Origin of the sequence: Acidithiobacillus thiooxidans ATCC 19377 (genome assembly GCF_009662475.1) — a bacterium.
Classification (GTDB): domain Bacteria; phylum Pseudomonadota; class Gammaproteobacteria; order Acidithiobacillales; family Acidithiobacillaceae; genus Acidithiobacillus; species Acidithiobacillus thiooxidans.
The window spans coordinates 1,290,279-1,310,173 of sequence record NZ_CP045571.1 but is presented as its reverse complement, the minus strand read 5'-3'; the positions used below and the strand labels follow the sequence as shown (position 1 = coordinate 1,310,173).

At 53.0% G+C, this 19,895-nt stretch carries 20 protein-coding genes; 12 read left to right on the top strand and 8 right to left on the bottom strand.

From position 1 onward, the window contains the following. From folE2 to xseB, 4 genes are read right to left on the bottom strand one after another with little or no spacing between them, the layout of a single operon-like run. Entirely contained in the window at nucleotides 1-795 is a 795-nt protein-coding gene (gene folE2 / locus GCD22_RS06695; protein ID WP_024893759.1) for a GTP cyclohydrolase FolE2, read from the bottom strand. 40 nt (nucleotides 796-835) lie between these two features. After that, complete coding sequence (gene dxs / locus GCD22_RS06690; protein WP_031572838.1) at nucleotides 836-2,710, bottom strand: 1-deoxy-D-xylulose-5-phosphate synthase; 1,875 nt, start codon at nucleotides 2,708-2,710, stop codon at nucleotides 836-838. Beyond that, entirely contained in the window at nucleotides 2,707-3,627 is a 921-nt protein-coding gene (locus GCD22_RS06685; protein ID WP_010639049.1) for a polyprenyl synthetase family protein, read from the bottom strand. Before GCD22_RS06685 ends, dxs begins: the two co-directional genes overlap by 4 nt. A 3-nt stretch (nucleotides 3,628-3,630) precedes the next feature. Beyond that, a complete protein-coding gene (gene xseB, locus GCD22_RS06680; protein WP_024893757.1) occupies nucleotides 3,631-3,867 on the bottom strand; it encodes an exodeoxyribonuclease VII small subunit in 237 nt (78 codons plus the stop codon). Nucleotides 3,868-4,005: 138 nt separating this feature from the next. Between xseB and GCD22_RS06675 the strand changes: the two genes are divergently transcribed. From GCD22_RS06675 to GCD22_RS06665, 4 genes are all read left to right on the top strand, one after another. After that, the gene (locus GCD22_RS06675; protein WP_010639052.1) at nucleotides 4,006-5,226 is read left to right on the top strand and encodes an MFS transporter; all 1,221 of its coding nucleotides are present in this window, start codon (nucleotides 4,006-4,008) and stop codon (nucleotides 5,224-5,226) included. Between the two features lie 68 nt (nucleotides 5,227-5,294). Continuing rightward, on the top strand, nucleotides 5,295-6,161 hold the full coding sequence (locus tag GCD22_RS06670) for an energy transducer TonB family protein (RefSeq protein ID WP_226852523.1): 867 nt from the start codon (nucleotides 5,295-5,297) through the stop codon (nucleotides 6,159-6,161). Nucleotides 6,162-6,182: 21 nt separating this feature from the next. Then, nucleotides 6,183-6,356 (top strand): hypothetical protein, encoded by a 174-nt coding sequence (locus GCD22_RS17925; RefSeq protein ID WP_010639056.1) that lies wholly within the window; start codon nucleotides 6,183-6,185, stop codon nucleotides 6,354-6,356. Continuing rightward, complete coding sequence (locus GCD22_RS06665) at nucleotides 6,349-6,783, top strand: DUF3429 domain-containing protein (RefSeq protein ID WP_175438512.1); 435 nt, start codon at nucleotides 6,349-6,351, stop codon at nucleotides 6,781-6,783. The genes GCD22_RS17925 and GCD22_RS06665 overlap by 8 nt, the downstream gene beginning before the upstream one ends. Nucleotides 6,784-6,798: 15 nt before the next feature. Here the strand turns inward: GCD22_RS06665 and trxA are convergent, their stop codons facing one another. Continuing rightward, complete coding sequence (gene trxA / locus GCD22_RS06660; RefSeq protein WP_010639060.1) at nucleotides 6,799-7,176, bottom strand: thioredoxin; 378 nt, start codon at nucleotides 7,174-7,176, stop codon at nucleotides 6,799-6,801. A 130-nt stretch (nucleotides 7,177-7,306) separates the two neighbouring features. Here trxA and xseA point away from each other — a divergent pair, with 130 nt between their 5' ends. From xseA to GCD22_RS06625, 7 genes are all read left to right on the top strand, one after another. Further along, the gene (gene xseA / locus GCD22_RS06655) at nucleotides 7,307-8,656 is read left to right on the top strand and encodes an exodeoxyribonuclease VII large subunit (protein ID WP_024893753.1); all 1,350 of its coding nucleotides are present in this window, start codon (nucleotides 7,307-7,309) and stop codon (nucleotides 8,654-8,656) included. Nucleotides 8,657-8,789: 133 nt separating this feature from the next. Next, on the top strand, nucleotides 8,790-9,302 hold the full coding sequence (locus GCD22_RS06650) for a peptidylprolyl isomerase (protein ID WP_024893752.1): 513 nt from the start codon (nucleotides 8,790-8,792) through the stop codon (nucleotides 9,300-9,302). 81 nt (nucleotides 9,303-9,383) lie between these two features. Further along, nucleotides 9,384-10,079 carry a UDP-2,3-diacylglucosamine diphosphatase gene (locus GCD22_RS06645; RefSeq protein WP_244947619.1) on the top strand — a complete coding sequence of 232 codons (696 nt, stop codon included), beginning with the start codon at nucleotides 9,384-9,386 and terminating at the stop codon, nucleotides 10,077-10,079. A gap of 33 nt (nucleotides 10,080-10,112) precedes the next feature. After that, complete coding sequence (locus GCD22_RS06640) at nucleotides 10,113-12,572, top strand: cation-translocating P-type ATPase (protein ID WP_024893750.1); 2,460 nt, start codon at nucleotides 10,113-10,115, stop codon at nucleotides 12,570-12,572. A 65-nt stretch (nucleotides 12,573-12,637) separates the two neighbouring features. Further along, nucleotides 12,638-12,856: a hypothetical protein gene (locus GCD22_RS06635; protein WP_024893749.1), complete on the top strand. Its 219-nt coding sequence runs from the start codon at nucleotides 12,638-12,640 to the stop codon at nucleotides 12,854-12,856. Continuing rightward, complete coding sequence (locus tag GCD22_RS06630) at nucleotides 12,840-13,673, top strand: hypothetical protein (protein ID WP_010639075.1); 834 nt, start codon at nucleotides 12,840-12,842, stop codon at nucleotides 13,671-13,673. The genes GCD22_RS06635 and GCD22_RS06630 overlap by 17 nt, the downstream gene beginning before the upstream one ends. Nucleotides 13,674-13,706: 33 nt before the next feature. Further along, nucleotides 13,707-14,480: a sulfite exporter TauE/SafE family protein gene (locus tag GCD22_RS06625; protein WP_031572846.1), complete on the top strand. Its 774-nt coding sequence runs from the start codon at nucleotides 13,707-13,709 to the stop codon at nucleotides 14,478-14,480. 26 nt (nucleotides 14,481-14,506) lie between these two features. Here the strand turns inward: GCD22_RS06625 and GCD22_RS06620 are convergent, their stop codons facing one another. Then, nucleotides 14,507-16,207 carry a 2-isopropylmalate synthase gene (locus tag GCD22_RS06620; protein WP_024893747.1) on the bottom strand — a complete coding sequence of 567 codons (1,701 nt, stop codon included), beginning with the start codon at nucleotides 16,205-16,207 and terminating at the stop codon, nucleotides 14,507-14,509. A gap of 141 nt (nucleotides 16,208-16,348) precedes the next feature. Between GCD22_RS06620 and GCD22_RS06615 the strand changes: the two genes are divergently transcribed. Beyond that, the gene (locus GCD22_RS06615) at nucleotides 16,349-16,834 is read left to right on the top strand and encodes an Lrp/AsnC family transcriptional regulator (RefSeq protein WP_010639082.1); all 486 of its coding nucleotides are present in this window, start codon (nucleotides 16,349-16,351) and stop codon (nucleotides 16,832-16,834) included. On the opposite strand, the gene GCD22_RS06610 is transcribed toward GCD22_RS06615, so the two are convergent. Together GCD22_RS06610 and GCD22_RS06605 are read right to left on the bottom strand one after the other, a co-directional pair. Next, entirely contained in the window at nucleotides 16,828-17,703 is an 876-nt protein-coding gene (locus GCD22_RS06610; protein ID WP_024893746.1) for an HAD-IIB family hydrolase, read from the bottom strand. The genes GCD22_RS06615 and GCD22_RS06610 overlap by 7 nt on opposite strands. Nucleotides 17,704-17,747: 44 nt before the next feature. After that, complete coding sequence (locus GCD22_RS06605) at nucleotides 17,748-19,892, bottom strand: HAD family hydrolase (protein WP_031572849.1); 2,145 nt, start codon at nucleotides 19,890-19,892, stop codon at nucleotides 17,748-17,750. Nucleotides 19,893-19,895: the final 3 nt, after the last annotated feature.

Genomic DNA, 19,895 nt, shown 5'->3' with positions numbered 1-19,895 from the left:
TTATTTTTCCATTTCGATCATGGCGTAAGCCGAATGGTTATGAATGGATTCAAAGTTTTCCGATGACACCGAAAACCAGCGCACTCGCGGATCTTCCTGCAGACGCAGAGCCACATCCCGAACCATATCTTCGACGAATTTGGGATGATCATAAGCATATTCCGTCACATGCTTTTCATCGGGACGCTTCAGTAAACCATACAATTCACACGAAGCTTCAGCCTCAATTAAATCAATAAGATCCCGAACCCAGATAGTCTCCTGGCTGCGGACATGCACCCAAACATGGGCACGCTGGTTGTGCGCCCCGTATTCTGAAATGCTTTTTGAACAGGGACAGAGGCTGGTTACCGGCACCATGACTCCCAAGGTTAATTGATAGCCTTTCGGGGTAATTTCGCCAATCAATTCCACCTCGTAATCCAGCATGCTTTTGACACCGGAAACGGGTGCCGCTTTTTGCACGAAAAATGGCAGACGCATTTCGAGTCGTGCCGAATCCGCTTCGAGGCGTGTGCACATTTGCTCAACAATGCCCCGAAAAGCTTCGACACTGATCGGCGCTTCCTGGTTATTGAGTATTTCCATGAAACGCGACATGTGGGTACCCTTGAGATGAGCAGGCAGACTGACATACATGTTACACAAGGCAACACTGGGTTGGACTGCTGCATCTCTGTCCGCAATCTGCAGAGGGTGCCTGACGGCACGAATACCTACCTGCTGAATGGGAATGGCACGGGGATCTACCCGACCCTGAACATCTTCAAGAATCTCTGTAGCGCAATTCCTCACGCGCACCTCACTTTGAATAGTGGACCAATTTAGTCAGATATTACGCGTGACCCGGCTTCCGGGCAAGAGAATCCAGCAAAGTACGACCTGCTGCTGTGATTCCAGAAGCATCCAGCCCCAGTTCAGCAAGCCACTGATTGGCATCTCCCTGCTCAATAAACTGGTCGGGAAGCCCGAGAATGCGCATGGGAACAATTTGCCCCTGGTTCAACAGGTATTCCGCCACAGCAGAACCCGCGCCACCGGCAATCACTCCCTCCTCTACGGTGAGCAAAGCCTGATGGGTCTGAGTCAACTCCTGGAGCAACTCTTGATCTAATGGTTTGACGAAGCGCATGTTAATAACTGTGGCATCTAACGCTTCTCCAGCCTGCAAAGCTGCTGCAGCCCGTGTACCAAATGCCAATATGGCCAGTTTGTTTCCGGAGCGGATTACCTCAGCCTTGCCTAGTGCTACGGTCCGCTCCAGATTTTTATCCAGTTCCAGCCCTACGCCAGTCCCACGCGGATAGCGAACCAACGCCGGACCGGGATAAGCAAACCCGGTATTGAGCATGTCGCGCAGTTCCTGCTCATCCTTGGGTGCCATGACCACCAGATTGGGAATGCAGCGTGCATAGGCCATATCAAAGGCACCCTGATGGGTAGCCCCATCGGCGCCCACCAAACCGGCCCGATCAATGGCAAACAATACGGGCAGATTCTGAATGGCGACATCATGCAACAATTGATCATAGGCGCGCTGCAAAAAGGTCGAATAAATGGCCACGACCGGATGGATGCCATCACAAGCCATGCCTGCAGCAAAAGTCACGGCATGCTGTTCGGCTATGCCTACATCATAGTAACGTTCCGGATAAAGCTGCTCAAAACGCACCAAGCCCGAACCTTCGCGCATGGCCGGAGTAATGGCGACCAGACTGGATTCTGCAGCCCCTTTGTCACAGAGCCAATCGCCAAAAACTTTGGTGTAGCTGGGCGGGCCACCCGCCTTTTTGGCCATTTGCCCGTCACTCTGATTGAAAGGGGTGACACCATGATAGCCGCAGGGATCCTCTTCGGCTGGTCCGTAGCCTTTGCCTTTTTTGGTCATCACATGCAAAAGACGTGGCCCTTCAATTTTTTTAAGATTTTCCAGGGTAGGAATGAGGGCGTCCAGATCATGACCGTCTATAGGTCCAAAATAATTGAAGCCCATTTCCTCAAAAAGAGTTCCCGGAGTAACCAACCCCTTGACACCTTCCTCAGCTTTTTTGGCCAGCTCGCGCAGCGGTGGCAACAGACTTAGTGCCTGCCCGGCACCATCACGCACGGTATTGTACAAACGCCCGGAAAGGATACGGGTGAGATACTGGGAAACCGCACCGACGTTGGGAGAAATGGACATTTCATTATCATTCAGGACCACCAGCAGGTTGGCGTCCAGTACGCCCCCATTATTGAGGGCTTCATAAGCCATTCCGGCGGTCATAGCACCATCGCCGATAATAGCAACCACTTCGCGATCATTTTTTTTCAGTTTCGCGGCTACCGCCATGCCCAGTCCGGCGCTGATTGAGGTACTGGAATGACCAGCCCCAAAACTGTCGTAAGGGCTTTCATCACGTTTAAGAAACCCGGAAAGCCCGTTTTTCATGCGCAGTTGGCCAAAGCGGGGTCCCCGCCCGGTCAGAATTTTATGGGGATAGGCTTGATGACCTACGTCCCAGACCAAGCGATCATCGGGTGTGTTGAAAACCGTATGCAAGGCAACCGCCAGCTCTACTGTACCCAGACAGGAAGACAAATGCCCGCCGGTCTGACTCACGGTTTCCAGGAGAAATTGGCGCAACGTCTTGGCGACACCCTTTAACTCAGTGCGAGACATTCTCCGCAATTCTTCGGGCATGGGAATGCCCTTCAACAAGTCCGTCATTTATTCCGCTCTACAATAAGGCGCGCCAGTGCGCGCAGATGATCCGCCTCATGCTGCCAGGACTGCAAGGCAGCAAGAGCCTCTTCCAGAAGCCGTTGGGCGTAATTCTGGGCTTCTTTCAAGCCCAGCAAGGTGATAAAACTGGGTTTGTTACGACTACGATCTGCGCCTTGCTGGGCTTTGCCGGTTTGTTGCAGATCACCGATTTCATCCAGAATGTCGTCCTGAACCTGAAAGGCCAGCCCAACCCGATCCGCATATTGTAGCAGCATGCCGCCCTGCTCCGAATTTTCTTCAACGCCTGCGGCACAAAGAGCCAGTTGAATAGCGCAACGAATCAGCATTCCTGTTTTATGCAGATGCATTTGCTCAAGAGCTGGCAAAGCCAGCTCATGGCCAACCGCCGCAAGATCAATGGCCTGACCGCCAACCATACCCCGAGAACCGGCTGCCAGGGCCAATGCCGCCAGCATGCGAACTTGCCATTGAGGATCAACGCCCCAATCCGGCTCGGACAGGGCGACAAAAGCCTGGGCCTGCAAACCATCACCCACCAAAATGGCCGTGGCTTCATCATAAGCTTTGTGGCAGGTCGGTAACCCCCGCCGCAAATCATCATTGTCCATGGCCGGGAGATCATCATGGACCAGCGAATAGGCATGAATCATTTCCAGGGCGGCAGCAGGGCGATCGAGTTTTTCCGGGGCAAGGTCCAGACACAGTCCGGTAGCATATACCAGAAGCGGCCGTATGCGCTTGCCGCCACCCAAGGTGCTGTAACGCATAGCGCCGTGCAGACGGGCTGGTAAAATATGTTCGTCGGGCAGCAAGCTTTGTAAAACAGCTTCTATGCGTCGCACAGCATGCTGACGAAATAACGCAAAATTCTGAGTGGTCTCCAGGGCTTCCAGGGTCATTGATTATTCATCCTGAGTCATTGGGGTGGCGTTCTCTCCCAGCAGTATTTCCACGGTCTGGCGCGCCTGCAGTAGTTGTGATTCAGCACGTTTGGCAAGATCCATACCCTGCTTGAACAGAGCTACCGAATCTTCAAGGCCCAGCTGACCACCTTCCAGACGGCGAACCGTAGCTTCGAGGGCATCAAGGGTGCTGGCGAAATCTGCGGGCGTGTCTGCAGAAGAGGGTTCGTTATTCATGTCTTTTTCCATGTTTGCCAATTAAACACTAGGCCCCATCCTCGGGGCAAGCGCAAAAATTTAATTTCATACTGGACGGTCGGTTAATTGGACACTAATATTTCGTCTGGTTTTCCATTCCGAAAGGCTCTTCTCTCCATGTCCATACAAAAGACAGCGCAGATAAACACCCTGTCAAAGCAGGAAGGCACCCGCTTTGACGTGCTTGGTGCCATCAGCGTGTCACATTTCCTCAATGATAGCATTCAATCGTTGATGTTGGCGGTATACCCATTATTCAAAAGCAATTTCGACTTGAGTTTTGCCCAGATCGGGTTGATTACCCTGGCTTACCAGCTGACGGCCTCCATTATTCAACCACTGGTCGGGCGTTATACAGATGGACATCCTCTGCCTTTTTCGTTGCCTATTGGAATGGTATCCACCTTTGCGGGTTTATTGTTACTCTCCATTGCACCCAATTATCTGATACTCCTGCTTGCAGCCGCACTGGTGGGTCTGGGTTCGTCGGTGTTTCACCCGGAATCCTCGCGGGTGGCGCGAATGGCTTCGGGTGGTCGTCATGGCCTCGCCCAGTCCATTTTTCAGGTGGGGGGTAATGTTGGCACCGCCGTTGGTCCGCTGTTAGCGGCATTTATTGTCATGCCCAATGGCCAGCACAGCTTGTCCTGGTTTTCCCTGGCCGCCCTGTTGGCCATTGTGATTCTGACTTTTGTGGGGCGTTGGTACCAACATCAGCATCGCCATCCGAAAAAGCACAGTACCGAAGTGCGCGAAGCGCTGCTTACGGCAAAACTGGTCAAACGCAGCATTATCATTCTGGTTGCTCTGATGTTTTCCAAATTTCTTTACCTGACCAGTATCAGCAGCTATCTGATTTTTTATCTGATGCAGCGTTTTCACATTGCCACCCAGGAAGCCCAGTTGCATTTATTTATTTTTCTGGCGGCGGTTGCCGCTGGAACCTTGATGGGTGGACCTATTGGTGACCGCATTGGTCGCAAGAAGGTCATCTGGGTTTCCCTTTTGGGAATCGCGCCTTTTACCCTGGCCCTGCCCTACGTCGGCCTCACCATGAGTGCACTATTAACAGTGGTCATTGGTTTTCTGCTGGCTTCGGCCTTTCCGGCCATGGTGGTTTACGCCCAGGAGCTGGTTCCCGGTAAGGTTGGTACCATTTCAGGATTGTTTTTTGGCCTGGCTTTCGGTCTGGGTGGGGTGGGTGCTGCGGTTCTGGGTGAGCTCGCGGATGTCTGGGGTATCCAGGTGGTTTACCAGATTTGTGCGTTCCTGCCGCTGCTGGGCTTGCTTGCAGCATTGCTTCCGCATATTCCAGCACCGCACAAAAGCGCGCATTAACCGGCTTTACTCGTGGCGGTTGATAGGACAAGCTAAGTACTGCCGCCCGCCTTGCGCGGGCATATTTCATGAGCGGCACTGCCGCGAGGTTAGGACGATTGGCCTTCGCTGAACAAAAGTTTTACTTTTTGATTCCTGATGAAAAACCCCATTGGAGTGAAAGTCTGGCTCCGTGGTTGGTGGTTTCAGCAATCTTGGTGGCCCTCGCCCTGTTTTTACTGATTCATGTCCAGAAGCCCAAAATGCAGGCATTGCACAACCAGACTGAAGTCAATAAAACTTTTCATATTATGCCGTTACCCAATAAGGCCGTGACACCCAGTCCGGTAAAACCGCAGGTAATACCTCATCCCCGGCCGGTGGTGAAACCACACCCGGTAAAGCCGCAGCTGCGACCAGTACCAGTACCCCGACCGGTGCCACGCCCCGTACCACACCCGGTATTTCATCCTCGTGCGCTGCCGCAAAAACCGCAACCTGCTGTTTCTCAGGCGCCATCCACCCTGCAAAGCATCCAGCCCTCAGGTCCACCCCATATCAATTTGGGAAGGCTGCAGGAACAAATGGACCAAGCCGCGCGTGAAGCTACCGCCAGCCCGCCTTTACCCAAATTCGAGAACCCCAAAGGACCGGTAGCCGATTTTTACATCGCCGGCTGGATTCAGAAGCTGGAACGCATTGGCGATCTCAATTATCCCGGCTCTATGGTGGGTCAGTTGAAAGTTAAGGTGGTGCTCAACCCCCAGGGCGGACTGGAGCGCATCATCATGGTCGATCCTTCCGGCAACAAGGAACTGGATGCAGCGGCTGAGCGCATTATTCGACTTTCATTTCCCTATATGCCTTTTTCCAAGCAACTGGCAGCCCAAACCCGGAAAATTGAAATTCCGCTGAATATGCATTTCATGGGTGTGCGCCGGGTCAATGCCTGGTGATTTACTGATGAGGAGAATTCTTTGAAAAAACGTAAAGTGGGTCCACTGTTGTTCGCGCTGTTTCTGGTGCTCTGGGCAGCTGCCATGATTGCGCTTGTAGTCATTGGTTTTACCAATATTCAGCCGAAGGGTATTGGTAGCGCAGCTTCTGCTCCCAACGCCTCATCTGCACTCAAGGACGGTCATCATGGATAGCATGCGTATGGCGAAAATACTCGGTTGGGCAGGAATTATTCCCCTTATTCTTGCCAATCTGGGATTCTGGAAAGGTTACGGTGTGGTGGCTTTGACTTTGGGTAATATGTACGCCGCTATTATTCTCAGTTTTCTTGGTGCCATTCACTGGGGCCTGGCCATGAACCGTGAACACAGCGATGACGCACCCATGTTGATGATGTGGAGTGTTATTCCGGCATTATGGGGGTTTTTTGCTTTATGGTGGTCAGCACCCGTAGCGCTGGCCCTGCTGATTCTGGGCTTTATCGCACAGTGGTTCGCCGATTATCGTATAAATAAGCGCTTGAACTTGCCAAATTGGTTTTTGCCGTTGCGCAGCGGCTTGACTGCGGCAGTTATTAGCCTGCTGGGATTACTGCTACTGCAGTTATACGCCGGTTTTTAGGCCGGCGTGAACGTCTCAATGACTGGTATTTTCGCCCTGTTGACTGGCGATTTCCTCACGGACTTTATCCATATCAAGTGCGAGTGCCTGCTGGATAACTTCTTCCAGCGCGCTGGCAGGTAGCGAACCAGCCTGGGAAAAAATACCAATCTGCTGACGAAAAATGGTCAATGTGGGAATGGAACGAATCTGGAAGGAAGCACCCAGTTCCTGTTCCACATCCGTATTTACCTTGCCAAAAACAATATCCGGGTATTTTTCGGCTGCAGCCTCAAAAGTTGGGGCAAAAGCCTTGCAAGGCGCACACCAAGGGGCCCAGAAATCGACAATAACCATGTCATTTCCGGTAACTATTTGTTCAAAGTTTTCCTGGGTAAGTTCCACTACAGCCATGCTATGTCCTCTCGTAAACAGGATTGCGCAGAATCGCGCGCGGCAGACGGGACCATCCCGAATGACAGTAAAGTGTTATATGCTGACCTTAAAGCGCAGGGCAGATGGGGTCAAGGGATGAGGTCAAGACATGCGTATTTCTGAAGAATCTATGCCGGTACTGTCAGTCAGTGCACTGAACAGTACGGCCCGGGAAATTATTGAAGGCAATTTTCCGCTGTTACGCGTCGAGGGTGAAATTTCCAATTTCAGTGCGCCGGGCTCTGGCCATTGGTATTTTTCTCTCAAGGACAGTCGCGCCCAGGTACGTTGCGCCATGTTTCGGCAACGAAATTTATATAGCCGGGTGCAACCACGAAACGGCTTGCAAATTCAGGTGCTGGCACAACCTACGCTCTATGAGGGTCGGGGTGAATTTCAGCTGATTATTGAGCAATTGCAAGAATCCGGCGAAGGTGACTTGCAGGCGCGTTTTCTGGCATTAAAAGAAAAACTTGCAGCCGAAGGGCTTTTTGAAGCACATCTAAAGCGTCCACTGCCCACATGGCCACAACGGGTGGCCGTGATCACTTCGGCAACCGGTGCAGCCCTGCACGATATCCGGGCAACCCTGGCCAGACGCTGGCCATTACTCAGCGTACTGGTTTATCCGGTACTGGTTCAGGGGGATCAGGCTGCCGGCCAGATTGTCGAAGCCTTGGGGCGCGCCAATGCGCGCAGCACCGAAGATGTGCTGATTCTTGCCCGTGGTGGTGGCAGCACGGAAGATCTCTGGTGCTTCAATGAAGAAATGGTGGCCCGTGCCATTCGCGCCTCGCGCATTCCGGTAGTCACCGGAATTGGTCACGAAATTGATTTTACCATTGCGGACTTTGCCAGTGATCTGCGCGCGGCCACTCCCACCGCCGCTGCCGAAGCAGTCAGCCCTGATCGGAACGAGTGGTTGCCCAAAGTACAGGCGCAACATTATCAACTTGAAAAGCTCATGCTCAGAAAGATGCAGGATGAATCCCAGCGCCTCGATTTTTTGCAAATACGCCTGCGCCATCCTGGAGAAGGTTTGGATGCGGCCCAGCGACGCCTGCAACTCGCTCGTGAGAACTTGACTCGAGCCATGGCCTTGCAACTGTCATCCCAGGCGCAGCAACTAGCCTATCTCCAGGAGCGACGGGCGCGTCAGGATCCAGGACAACGCCTGCAAATTCTGGAAAAGCAACTGCGCCAAAGCCAGAAAAATCTGGGAACAGTCATGCTGAATATTTTGCAGCGTGCGGACCTGCGCCAGCAACAATCTACGTCTGCACTGCGCTTGCTGGATCCTCTGGCAGTATTGCAAAGAGGCTTTGCGGTAATACGGGATACATCCGGAAGAGTTATTTTCGAAAGTCAGAGCACCCATCCCGGTGAACAACTGGTAGCTACTTTAGCTAGAGGCCGCATTCACTGTGAAGTGACCCGTTCTGACCCGGAGAATCCATGAATACCCTGCGTCAGGATGCTTGCGCCTATCGACAAAAGCTAGGCTGACGCTTTACTCTTCCCACTCGCTGCCGCTGACCCAGTGGTGAATTTATTCTGAACAGGGTGGATCCCTGCAATTCCGAGGAGTCTTCATGACCAATCCACAAGTCGTACTGCATAGCAACAAGGGCGATATTGTCATCGAACTGGATGCCGAAAAGGCCCCCAACACGGTCGAAAACTTTTTGAGCTATGTTGATGAAGGTTTTTTTGATGAAACCATTTTTCATCGGGTCATTCCCGGTTTCATGGTTCAGGGCGGCGGTTTTACGGCAGATATGCAGCAGAAAAAAACCCATGCGCCCATCCAAAATGAGGCGGAAAACGGTCTGAAAAATCTGCGCGGAACCTTGGCCATGGCCCGCACCAATGATCCACATTCAGCCACTGCCCAGTTTTTCATCAATCTGACTGATAATGATTTCCTGAACTTCAAAGCCGCTTCTGGCACAGGTTGGGGTTACGCGGTCTTTGGAAAAGTCGTCAGCGGCATGGAAGTAGTGGACGAAATCGCCAAAGTGCCTACCGGCAATAAAGGCATGCACCAGGATGTGCCCAAAGATACCGTCACCATTGAAAAGGGCGAGCGTATCGCTACGGCCTGACATGCCCTATCTGGATGTGGATTTTGAAGACGGACCGATCTGGTTCATTTCTGATCTGCACCTGAGCCCCCGCAGCCTGCCCTGACCCGGCTTTTTCAGCAGTTTTGCGAAACCCGGGCTAAAGAAGGGCAGGCTGTTTTTATTCTCGGGGACTTGTTTGATTACTGGGTCCATGTCGATCAATCCCGGGAAAGCGCCTACGCCGAAGTGTTTGCGCACCTGCAGCAATTGGTTGCAGCAGGTATTCGGGTCTATGTGATGGTTGGCAACCGGGATTTTGCCTTGAGCAAAAACTTGCTCGCGTCCTTTGGCCTTATTCCTATTCCCGACCCGATGGCCTTGCGCCTGGGTACCCAGAATATCCTGCTCACCCATGGTGATCTGCTTTGTACGGATGACCGTCGTTATCAGATTTTTCGGCGGGTGATTCGTCATCCCTTGATTCGCCTCAGCGTCGGTAATCTCTCCTACTCCTGCTTGCAAAAATTGGCGACCGGTCTGCGGCGCGGAAGCACCCTCGCAGTCCAGAAAAAATCCCTGAATATTACCGACGCTCATCCTCTGGCCATTCAGACGGCACTGCGGTTCGGAATTGCTGGTCAGCACCTGGAGCAGGGTTTTGATGTGCTCGTACATGGGCATACGCATCGTCCCGTCTGGGAACACCGGGACGGCGGCTGGCGAATGGTGCTGGGTGCCTGGAGCCCGGATGCAGCCTGCATTGGACGTTGGGCGGCTGGTCAGTGGTCGCTGGAAAAAATAACGCGCATCCCTTAGGCTTCAGTAACACTGGATGAGAGCAGAAATGCCATGGAAAAACGCGGACTCAGTACTGAAGAAGCGGTTTTACTGCAGCAGCAGTTTGGTCTCAATCAATTACCTGCTCCAAGCCCAACGCCCTGGTGGCGAAGACTTCTACAACAATTTAACAACTCTCTGATTTTCATACTCAGCATTGCCGCTATTTTTTCAGCAGCCCTTGGTCACTGGGTGGATAGTGGCATCATCGTCGCTGTGATTCTGATCAATACTATGCTGGGCTTTATTCAGGAAAACCGCGCAGAGCAGGCTGTTGCTGCCCTGCAGTCGTACCTGATGGAATATTCGCTGGTACTTCGCGATGGTCATTGGCAAAAACTGCCCTCCGCAAATCTGCTGCCTGGCGATTGGGTACGGATTGAAAACGGAGAGAGAATAGCGGCAGACCTGCATATTCGTGAAGCACATCAGCTTCAGGTCGATGAATCCTTGCTGACAGGCGAATCGGTTCCTGTGGATAAACAGCCGATCAACGACAATGAACTAGGTGTGTTGCATGCCGGAACCATGGTCTCGCGGGGTTCCGGTGTGGGTGAAGTCTTTGCAATTGGTGGCGCAACGTCCATCGGTCATATTCAGAAGTTGCTGGCGCAAACCAAGGCTGGTAAATCGCCATTACTGATAGGCATCAATCAGTTATCCCGATGGCTGGGGCTGGGCGTATTCCTCCTGGCTATTATCGCTTCCCTTATCGCCTGGACGCATGGTGACAGTCTCGAATTTGCAATCCTTGCGGCCATCAGTCTGGCTGTGGCTATTATTCCGGAAGGTCTTCCCGCAGTTATCAGTATCAGTCTGGCCCTCGGTGTCCAGCGTATGGCGCAAAGGGGCTCCATCATCCGCCAATTACCCGCAGTAGAAACTCTCGGAGCCGTGACGGTCATTTGTACGGATAAAACCGGCACTCTGACCGAAAACCGCATGGCCGTAGAGGACTTGCGCCTGACCCAGAATGATCCCGAGAGCTTGCACAGGGCGCTGGAAAACATGCTGCTCTGTAATGACGCAGAAATATCTGACGTCGGACAGGGTAGCGGCGACCCGTTGGAACAGGCGCTTATACGCTATGCACACGGCGAGGATGGCGCATTAATCCATTATCAAAAACGCAATCCCCGCCTGGATACACGTCCTTTTGACCATGAAAGCCCTTACATGGCGACCTTGCATGCTGATCGCATCGCCATCAAGGGTGCACCGGAATTCGTGTTGCAGCACTGCTTTCAAGAGTTGGATCAGACGGTCGGTTTCTGGGAGGGGGTTATTTCGGAGATGGCGAATCTGGGCCTGCGTACTATTGCTCTTGCCGAAGCGGATATATCTCGCTGGTCTTCTCTGGATCAGGGGGGCTGGCGCTGGTTGGGCGTCGTTGCTCTGCTCGATCCACCGCGACAGGCAGTACCGGCGGCAATTGCAGCCTGTCGGGGAGCCGGTATCCGGGTGATTATGGTTACTGGTGATCATCCCCGCACCGCAGCGACTATTGCCCGCCAGATAGGTCTTGTGGATGCTGGTTCTGTTCGGGTAGTTGATCATGGGCAATGGTTGGCCGCTTCGCCTGCAGAACGTCAACAATTGGCGCGTGAGGTGAATGTATTTGCCAGGGTACAGCCCACTGACAAGCTGGAGCTGGTAAAAACGTTGCAAGACGAAGGGGAAATCGTCGCGATGACGGGAGATGGCGTTAATGATGCTCCGGCATTGCGTCGTGCCCAGATTGGGGTGGCCATGGGGCTTTCAGGTAGTACCGTTGCTCGCGAAGCCGCCGCCATGATTCTTGCCGATGATGATTTTGCGCATATTGCCTGCGCTGTGGCAGAAGGCCGTCATATTTATAACAACATCCAGCATACCGCACTGTTCATGCTGCCCACCAATTTTGCCCAGGGCATGGTGATTTTTCTGGCGGTTATTTTCAGAATGATTTTACCCATTACGCCCTTGCAAATTTTGTGGATCAATACGGTGACTGCCATTACTTTGGCGCTTGTTTTTGCTTTCATGGGCGCTGATAAGGCCTTGATGCAGCAATTGCCAAGACCCATTGCTCAGCCCCTGCTTCCTGGAACTCTCTGGATCCGCATTACGTTAATGACCCTTTTTTTGGTGATGATGGTATTTGCGATTTTTAAAACAGGCATTGCTTTTTATGATGTTGTGCATGCCCGCACATTGGCCGTGAATGGATTAATGGCCATGGAAGGGGCTGTACTTCTGGCGATGTATGGATCCTGGCGGAATGATCGCGGTGACTGGATATTGATTATCAGCCTCGTAGTCATGATCCTGCTCCAGGCTCTATTTTCGCAGTTACCATTTTTACAGCTTGTTTTTCAGACTACATCCCTGTCGTTAAACGATATCGGTATTATTTTTCTCACAGCCCTGCTGGCCTGGCTGGCAGCACGCCTGATCTTGCACCCGCTGCAAACTTTCACTTTGAAAAGCTGAAATCTTCATCCATGCCCGGATCATGCTAGACTAGGTCCAGTTTCTGGAGAATTCAGGAGATATTGATGAAAATAGAAAAAATACATGGCCAGGCCAAACGGCCAAAACCGCGTCTGGGTGTTCACCCTACCCGTATCGAGAAAGACCAGACGGTTTACAACCGCAAGGTCAAACATCGTGGCAATAATGGTCATCAGGGAGAGGGGCATACCGTGACGATGCGTCATCGTCAGCGTATGCCCCTTTCTGCTTCCACACTATGGAATAATGGCTGCATCGCTTAAACCACAGCCCGTTGAATCCGGCTGGCTGCTGCGCTGGTGGCGGGATTCCCTGATTCTGCTGCGTGCTTCGCCCCGGTCTTTTGCGCTGCTTTATCTGGTGCTGTTGCTACTGAATATAGCCTGGCAACCACTTGTACTAAGTATTCCCATCTCCTGCATTGTCATGGCAATTATATTTGCCGTCGCCATGGCGATTCATCAGGGCAGTACACAGTTGACCGACGTAGGCCGCAGCATTCGCGACGTACCCTGGTGGCCCCTCTTGCGGCTCATCCTGGAAATAGCCCTGCTGGTTGCGGCATTGCTGATGCTGATGCTGATATTCCGGCATTATCTGCAGGGTATATTCAGTCAGGATCATATTTCCTCAGCGGCGACTTTGCACAATCTGAAATCTGCCGACTGGCAAAAGCTGCCGGACTGGTTGCGTTCGCTCATCACCAATGCCCTTGGTACCGCACAGACCATGCTGGGTAATGCATTTTTGCTGCTGTCTGTTGGCGTCATTGTCACGGGTATCACCCAGAGAGGTTATCTGGCCCTGCTGGCAGGATTCCAGGCTGTGCTGGCCAATGTGCGGGTATGGCTGGCTTTCTTGCTGGCAAGCCTGCTGCTACAGGGGGTCATCACCTTCATTTCGGCGCGCCTGCATACTTATGCTGCGGCACTGCTGGTATCCCTGGTTGGGGTTGCCTTATTGATACTGGTTGGGCTGTACGGCTGGTGTTTTGTGCGCGAGACTTTCGGTCTGCCTGGCGCTCAGGTAGCCAAACAGGCAACAGCCCTCGCCCGAAAAAATGCGGCAGCGCATGCCTGAAATTTTTTTGCTGATCCTATAAAAATCATCCCCATGATGTTTCTGAACTTTGCCGATATGGGCCTTGGACTAGCCGCAGGACTTGCAGGCTTTGTCGATGCCGTTGTGGGTGGAGGTGGACTGATCCTGCTGCCCGCTCTTTTTGCAAGCTTTCCGCAAGCTGCACCGGCAACACTGCTCGGTACCAACAAGGCGGGCGCCATCTGGGGTACTGGGGCCGCCTTCTTGTCTTATGTCCGGCGCGTGCGCATCCCCTGGAAAACCGTTATCCCGACTGCGCTGGCGTCTTTGACAGGTTCATTGATCGGGGCGGATATGGTCACTCGTATCAATGGCGACGACTTTCGCCGCGCCCTGCCCTTTGTGCTTGCTGGCGTATTGATATACACCCTAATGAACCGACAGCTGGGTCAGGTGCATGAACCCCGCTTTACCCAAAAGACCGCCACCTTTCTGGGCATAGCTGGTGGATTGCTCATCGGCTTTTATGACGGCTTTCTGGGTCCTGGAACCGGTAATTTTCTGGTTTTTGTATTTATTCTCGTATTTGGTTTTGATTTTTTACATGCCAGCGCCAGTGCCAAAATGGTCAATTTCTCGTCAAATTTTGCGGCACTGGTTCTGTTTGCCAGCAAAAATCATGTGCTCTGGCATCTCGCCCTGTTTCTGGCTATGTGCAACATGCTGGGCAGTCTCATGGGTACCCGCATGGCAATGACGCATGGAACTACTTTTGTACGCCGCCTGTTCATTGTTGTCGTGCTGCTCCTGATTGCGAGAACGGCCTGGGAGGCCTTTGGCGGATAGTAGATCCATTTAGCCTCCCTCCTTGCTCATCCCCGTTTCTGCGCATCGTTCTGATGAAGACGAACCACCGCTCCCGCCTTACCAATGGCACTCAGCACAGACTGCAAGGCGGCTTCGGTGGTGTCTTCACCAAAAGATACTGCTGAAGCGGTTCCAGCGGATTCCACACTGACCCGGGCGCAGGCCATGGCGCGGGCACCAGTCCCGGCTCCCAGGGCGTGCTGATCAAATTGCTCCACTTCGGCGTAAATCCCAGCACCCTGAATCAAGGCATCTACCAGCGCCCCTACGGCCCCACTCCCCTTCCCTTGCAAAATGCGGGGATGCGCCTCTGTGCCCATGACCACCGAGGCAATGACCTTTTCACCTTCACGCTGCAAGCGGTAGCGTTGCATCTGCCAGTCGCCATTGCGCTTCACAAAATGACTTTCAAACAAGGCATATATTTGCTTCGCCGTGATCTCGCCGGATTGCTCTTCAGTCGCTTTCTGGACAACGGCACTGAATTCCTGAGCCAACCAGCGCGGCAGGGAAATACCATAATCCCTTTCCAATACATGGCTGACTCCGCCTTTGCCGGATTGACTGTTGATGCGCACCACCGCTTCATAGTTGCGGCCCAAATCGGCAGGGTCGATGGGCAGATAAGGCACCTCCCAAACAGCCGCATCCTGTCCCTGGCGGTGATTGATGCCCTTGCGAATGGCATCCTGATGGCTGCCGGAAAATGCGGTATACACCAGTTCACCAAACCACGGATGGCGGGGAGAAACCGCCATTCCCGTGCAACGGGTGTAAATTTCGCTGATGGCCTCCCCCATGGACAGGTCCAGCTTCGGATCAAGCCCTTGAGAATACAAATTCATGGCCATGGTAAGAATGTCCATATTCCCGGTACGTTCACCATTCCCGAAGAGGGTTCCCTCAACCCGGTCAGCACCCGCCAACACCGCCAATTCTGCGGCAGCCACCGCACAACCCCGATCATTGTGGGTATGCACACTGATTTTAACGTGCTCCCGTCCCCGCAAATGGTCGCAAAACCATTCAATCTGATCTGCAAACACGTTGGGCATGGCGGATTCTACTGTAGCCGGCAAATTCAAAATAACCGGCTGACCCTCTTCAGGATGCCAGACGGACATCACGGCTTCGCAGATTTCAACGGCATAGTCCAATTCCGTATTGCTGAAACTTTCGGGGGAATACTGAAATGTCCACCGGGTCTCCGGGAAACGGGCCGCTCCGGCTTTTACCCACTCGGCACCGCGCACGGCAATAGCCTTGACGCCCTCTTTATCCAGACCAAACACCTGTTCACGCTGCGCCGGACTGGTCGAGTTGTATACATGCACAATGGCGCGCTGCACACCTTGCAGGGCCGCATAACTCCGCTCAACCAGATTTTCTCGGGCCTGGGTCAAAACCTGGATGGTCACATCCTCAGGAATCCGTTTTTCCTCAATGATTTTGCGGACAAAGTCAAAGTCGGGCTGCGAGGCGGCGGGAAAACCCACTTCGATTTCCTTGAACCCCATCCGTACCAGCAAATCGAACATTTCCATTTTCTGGGCCACACTCATGGGCGACACCAAGGCCTGATTGCCATCGCGCAAATCCACGCTGGTCCAGGTGGGTGCATGATGCATGCGCCGGTTGGGCCAGCGCCGATCCGGCTTGTGAACCGCCGGGAAAGCCCGATAACGACGATGATTAAAGCTGTTCATGATGATTCTCCTGCCTGCTCAAGACGATGGGAGAACTATACGTGGCATTATCCGGCAGGTGCTTGCGAATTTTGACTTTACTGCGGCTGTTCACGCATTATTATTGCTATAATAGTCTTTTTTTAGATTGGATATTGCGCCATGAAAAATGGAGAACCCAAAATGCCCCTGGACCGGTATGATCGCCGCATCCTTGAAGCCTTACAAAAGGATTCCAGCCTGAGCAATCAGCGCCTCGCTGAAAAAATTGGCCTCTCCCCTTCCCCCTGCCTGCGTCGGGTGCAGGCACTGGAAGAAGCAGGCATCATTCGCAAACAGGTGGCCTTGTTACAGCCGGAAAAAATCGGGCTGGAACTCATGGTGCTGATGCACATCAGCATGGACCGCCATACCCCCGAACGCTTTGAGCATTTTGAAGCAGAGATTAAAAAATCCGACGAAGTTCTGGAATGTCATCTGATCACCGGGCACGATGCCGATTATCAGTTGAAAGTGGTCCTGCGCGACATGGCCCACTTTCAGGATTTCTTACTGAATCGCCTGACCAGAATCGAAGGCGTGACGGGCGTACATTCCAGCTTTGTGTTGCGGAAAATGATCGATAAAACCGAATTTCCGGTTTATTGAGAAGCAGGCAACTTCATCCACGCCGCCGTTTCGGGCAGATAATGCGCGAGTCCCTCCAATACGCCGGCGCTGTAGTTCCCGTTCATGCCCAGAAATCCTCCATGGGCCATATAAAGGGTGTCCGCCAGATCCGACGCTGCAGCCATACGTATGGCCTCTTTCTGGACCTCCTGATGGGCGTTGGCTACCAGCACGGAGTGAATATGGCTGCCTAACACCTCCAGATCGTTACCCGAATCACCGGCAAAAACCGTGCGCTCCTGGGGATACGCGCACTGTTGACCGAGAAATTCTATAGCATGGAGCTTGCTGGCGCTGCTGGGCAGAATATCCAGCAAACCCGTATCGGTCATTTCATCGAAAGACAAGACCAATCGCGCATTAACCCCGATGCCCCAAAGGCGGCGGAGCAGTTCGGCCTCGAGGATGTCGCGATTAATACCCATATCCACCTGGTAACTGACCTTGAATATTCCCTGCTGTTCAGCTGGCTGCAAGGTGATGGCGGAAATATCGGCAAGCTCCGTAGTAATGTCGTGATGCGTCATTCCTCCCCAGTCAGGGCCAATTTCTGCTGACCAATGATCCCAATGACGCCAATGTCCTTCTTCGCGGGTGTAAATGCTTGTACCGACATCACCGATGATAAAGTTGGGAACAGGTAGTTGCCATTGCTCAATGGCTGCGGTAACCAGTTGCAGATGGCGGCCGCTAACCAACGCCAGGTGTACAGCAGGATGGGCGCAAAGCTCCCGAAACAAAGGACGGGCCTGTGCGGATTCAGGCTGACTGCCGTTTGGTATCAGGGTTCGATCCAGATCACAGCAGAGTAATACTGTCGGAATGTTTGCCTCTGTTGCGTTCATCATGCTTGTCTCCTGCTTCCTTTAAGACAGATCACCATTTCCCTTGCTTAGATCGCTGCATTATTGCTCAGGAAATCATAATGCGTGATAGCCTCCATCGCTCCTGGTAGCCCACTTGCCTGAGATTGATAAATATCCTCATGTTGCTGCAGATCTTTTTCTCCGCCCACCTGGGCAGCCAGAATATTCCCTCCCAGCAAATCCAGATCCGCATAAGCGCTGCCAATGACCAGTATGTGATTGAGGGCGATGTCATGGCGATCCGCCACATAACGAATGGCAAAACCAAAGGAGGCGCGCTGAGGGACCACCAGAAATTCCTGCGGATTGAGCGCTATCAGGCGGCCGGGTATATCGTTATTGCGGAGTTGATCATTCAGCGCTGCCAATCCCGCAAATTCGGCGTTGTCATGGATGAAACCATGCACGGCATAAAAACCCTGGCCGCTGCGGCCTACAATCTGCACGCCAGGGGTTTCGGCAAGCAGGTCGTATACCCGATCGCCTTGCCAATCTACCCCAATGTGGCGGCTCCAACCCTGATCGCGAGAGAGACTGGCACCATAATGAATCTGGGTCCCTCCACGGGTTATGAGGATATCAGGAACATTCATGCGGCGCTGCTTAAGCAGGGTTAACAATTCATGGAGAGGACGAAAACTGACCAAACCAAAGGCCATTTTTCGCCGCTGGCGATGCAGCAGAGCGACCAATTCTTCCTGTTGCTCAGGAATGGGTGCTGGATCAAGCAAACGGGCACCAAGAAATAACAGCCGATCGGCAGTAATACGTTTGCCCGTTGGGATGCTTTCTTGTTGCTGAGGAACGGCGTGGGGCAATTCATCCAGAGCGGTCAGGTAATGGTCAACGTGGGTCTGCCAGGAATAATAGCGACGTACCCCAGCAATACCGTTCTTGGCATAACTTTGCCAGATAGTCTTATCGCTCAGCATGCTGAGCAGCTTCTCGCCAATTTCTTCAGTACTCAGAGGATCAATCAACACGCCGTTTTGGCAATTGGCAATAATATCTTTGGGCCCACCGTTTTCAGTCGCCAGAATCGGTAAGCCACAAGCCGCCGCCTCAATGAGTGTCAGACCAAATGGCTCGGTCAGGGCCGGATTGATGAAAACACCCCCCAGGCCTGCCGCCCAGCGATAAAGATCAGGAACGTCCTCGGGACGATGGTGGCGGGGATAGGCGGCTCTTCCGTAAAGATCATAACGATCAATCAACAGCAGAATTTCCGTCAATACCCGCCGTGGACCGGCAGTCATGTCACGAATGTCTTCGCGTGTTCCGGCCACAATCACCAGATTGGCGCGCGCCTGCAAATCTGGATTTTGGCCGTAGGCATGAATCAGACCGGCAATATTTTTTCGTTCGTCGGGACGGGACAGGGCAAGAATAGGTGGCTTTTGTGGTGCTCGTAAAAAACGGCGCAATTCTGTGCTGATGGGCGGCGAGGGTTGAGGGCCGGGTTCAAAACGGGAAACATTAACCCCTGGCGGAATCACCCGCATCCGCTCAGCATTAGCCCAATCATACATCCCGTATTGTCTATCGATCTCGTCCTGGGTACTGGTGATGATCAGGGAGGCAGTAGCCAGAATTTCTTCCTCAACACGGATACGCTGGGACAGGCGATATTTTTTTTCCAGGGTGCGCTCTGACTCTCCAGAGGCCAAAAGACTCTGGCGTTTGCTGCGTCCGAGGGAATGTCCGGTATGCACCAGAGGCACACCGAGCTGTAAGGCCAGGCGCATGCCCACATAGCCTGCGTCGGCGTAGTGAGAATGGATAAGACTCGGAGATTGCTGGCGCAGATACTCCATGGCGTGATCACTAAAGCCATCCAGATAAGGCCACAGGGCTTCTTTGGGCAGGTATTCGTCAGGTCCAGCCGGAAAACGAATAATATGCGCCTTCGGCAAGTCAGGCAGAGTCTCGTCTTGCCGGGCGTAATCATCAGCCACGTTAGAATCGTGAATCCTCCGGGTGAGCAGATCGACCCTCCCGACCCGAGGATCTGCGGCAAGCGCGCGCAGCAATTCGACGACATAAAGAATCTGACCGCCCGTATCCGCATCGCGGCCCAGTTCCAGATTCTGGCCGCGAATCAGTCCGTGAAGGCTGATAAGAACCAGATGGAGCTGGGCTGAGTCCGGCTTGTTTTCCGGGCGATTGTCCATTAT

Excerpts from the sequence above, each read along its gene's own strand:
- GCD22_RS06625 (WP_031572846.1), top strand. The coding sequence starts at position 13,707 with ATGATGTTTCTGAACTTTGCCGATATGGGCCTTGGACTAGCCGCAGGA.
- GCD22_RS06650 (WP_024893752.1), top strand. The coding sequence starts at position 8,790 with ATGACCAATCCACAAGTCGTACTGCATAGCAACAAGGGCGATATTGTC.
- GCD22_RS06675 (WP_010639052.1), top strand. The coding sequence starts at position 4,006 with ATGTCCATACAAAAGACAGCGCAGATAAACACCCTGTCAAAGCAGGAA.
- GCD22_RS06685 (WP_010639049.1), bottom strand. The coding sequence starts at position 3,627 with ATGACCCTGGAAGCCCTGGAGACCACTCAGAATTTTGCGTTATTTCGT.
- dxs (WP_031572838.1), bottom strand. The coding sequence starts at position 2,710 with ATGACGGACTTGTTGAAGGGCATTCCCATGCCCGAAGAATTGCGGAGA.
- GCD22_RS06605 (WP_031572849.1), bottom strand. The coding sequence starts at position 19,892 with ATGGACAATCGCCCGGAAAACAAGCCGGACTCAGCCCAGCTCCATCTG.
- GCD22_RS06610 (WP_024893746.1), bottom strand. The coding sequence starts at position 17,703 with ATGATGAACGCAACAGAGGCAAACATTCCGACAGTATTACTCTGCTGT.
- GCD22_RS06615 (WP_010639082.1), top strand. The coding sequence starts at position 16,349 with ATGAAAAATGGAGAACCCAAAATGCCCCTGGACCGGTATGATCGCCGC.
- GCD22_RS06670 (WP_226852523.1), top strand. The coding sequence starts at position 5,295 with ATGAGCGGCACTGCCGCGAGGTTAGGACGATTGGCCTTCGCTGAACAA.
- GCD22_RS06640 (WP_024893750.1), top strand. The coding sequence starts at position 10,113 with ATGGAAAAACGCGGACTCAGTACTGAAGAAGCGGTTTTACTGCAGCAG.
- xseB (WP_024893757.1), bottom strand. The coding sequence starts at position 3,867 with ATGAATAACGAACCCTCTTCTGCAGACACGCCCGCAGATTTCGCCAGC.
- trxA (WP_010639060.1), bottom strand. The coding sequence starts at position 7,176 with ATGGCTGTAGTGGAACTTACCCAGGAAAACTTTGAACAAATAGTTACC.
- GCD22_RS06665 (WP_175438512.1), top strand. The coding sequence starts at position 6,349 with ATGGATAGCATGCGTATGGCGAAAATACTCGGTTGGGCAGGAATTATT.
- GCD22_RS06620 (WP_024893747.1), bottom strand. The coding sequence starts at position 16,207 with ATGAACAGCTTTAATCATCGTCGTTATCGGGCTTTCCCGGCGGTTCAC.
- GCD22_RS06635 (WP_024893749.1), top strand. The coding sequence starts at position 12,638 with ATGAAAATAGAAAAAATACATGGCCAGGCCAAACGGCCAAAACCGCGT.
- GCD22_RS06630 (WP_010639075.1), top strand. The coding sequence starts at position 12,840 with ATGGCTGCATCGCTTAAACCACAGCCCGTTGAATCCGGCTGGCTGCTG.
- xseA (WP_024893753.1), top strand. The coding sequence starts at position 7,307 with ATGCGTATTTCTGAAGAATCTATGCCGGTACTGTCAGTCAGTGCACTG.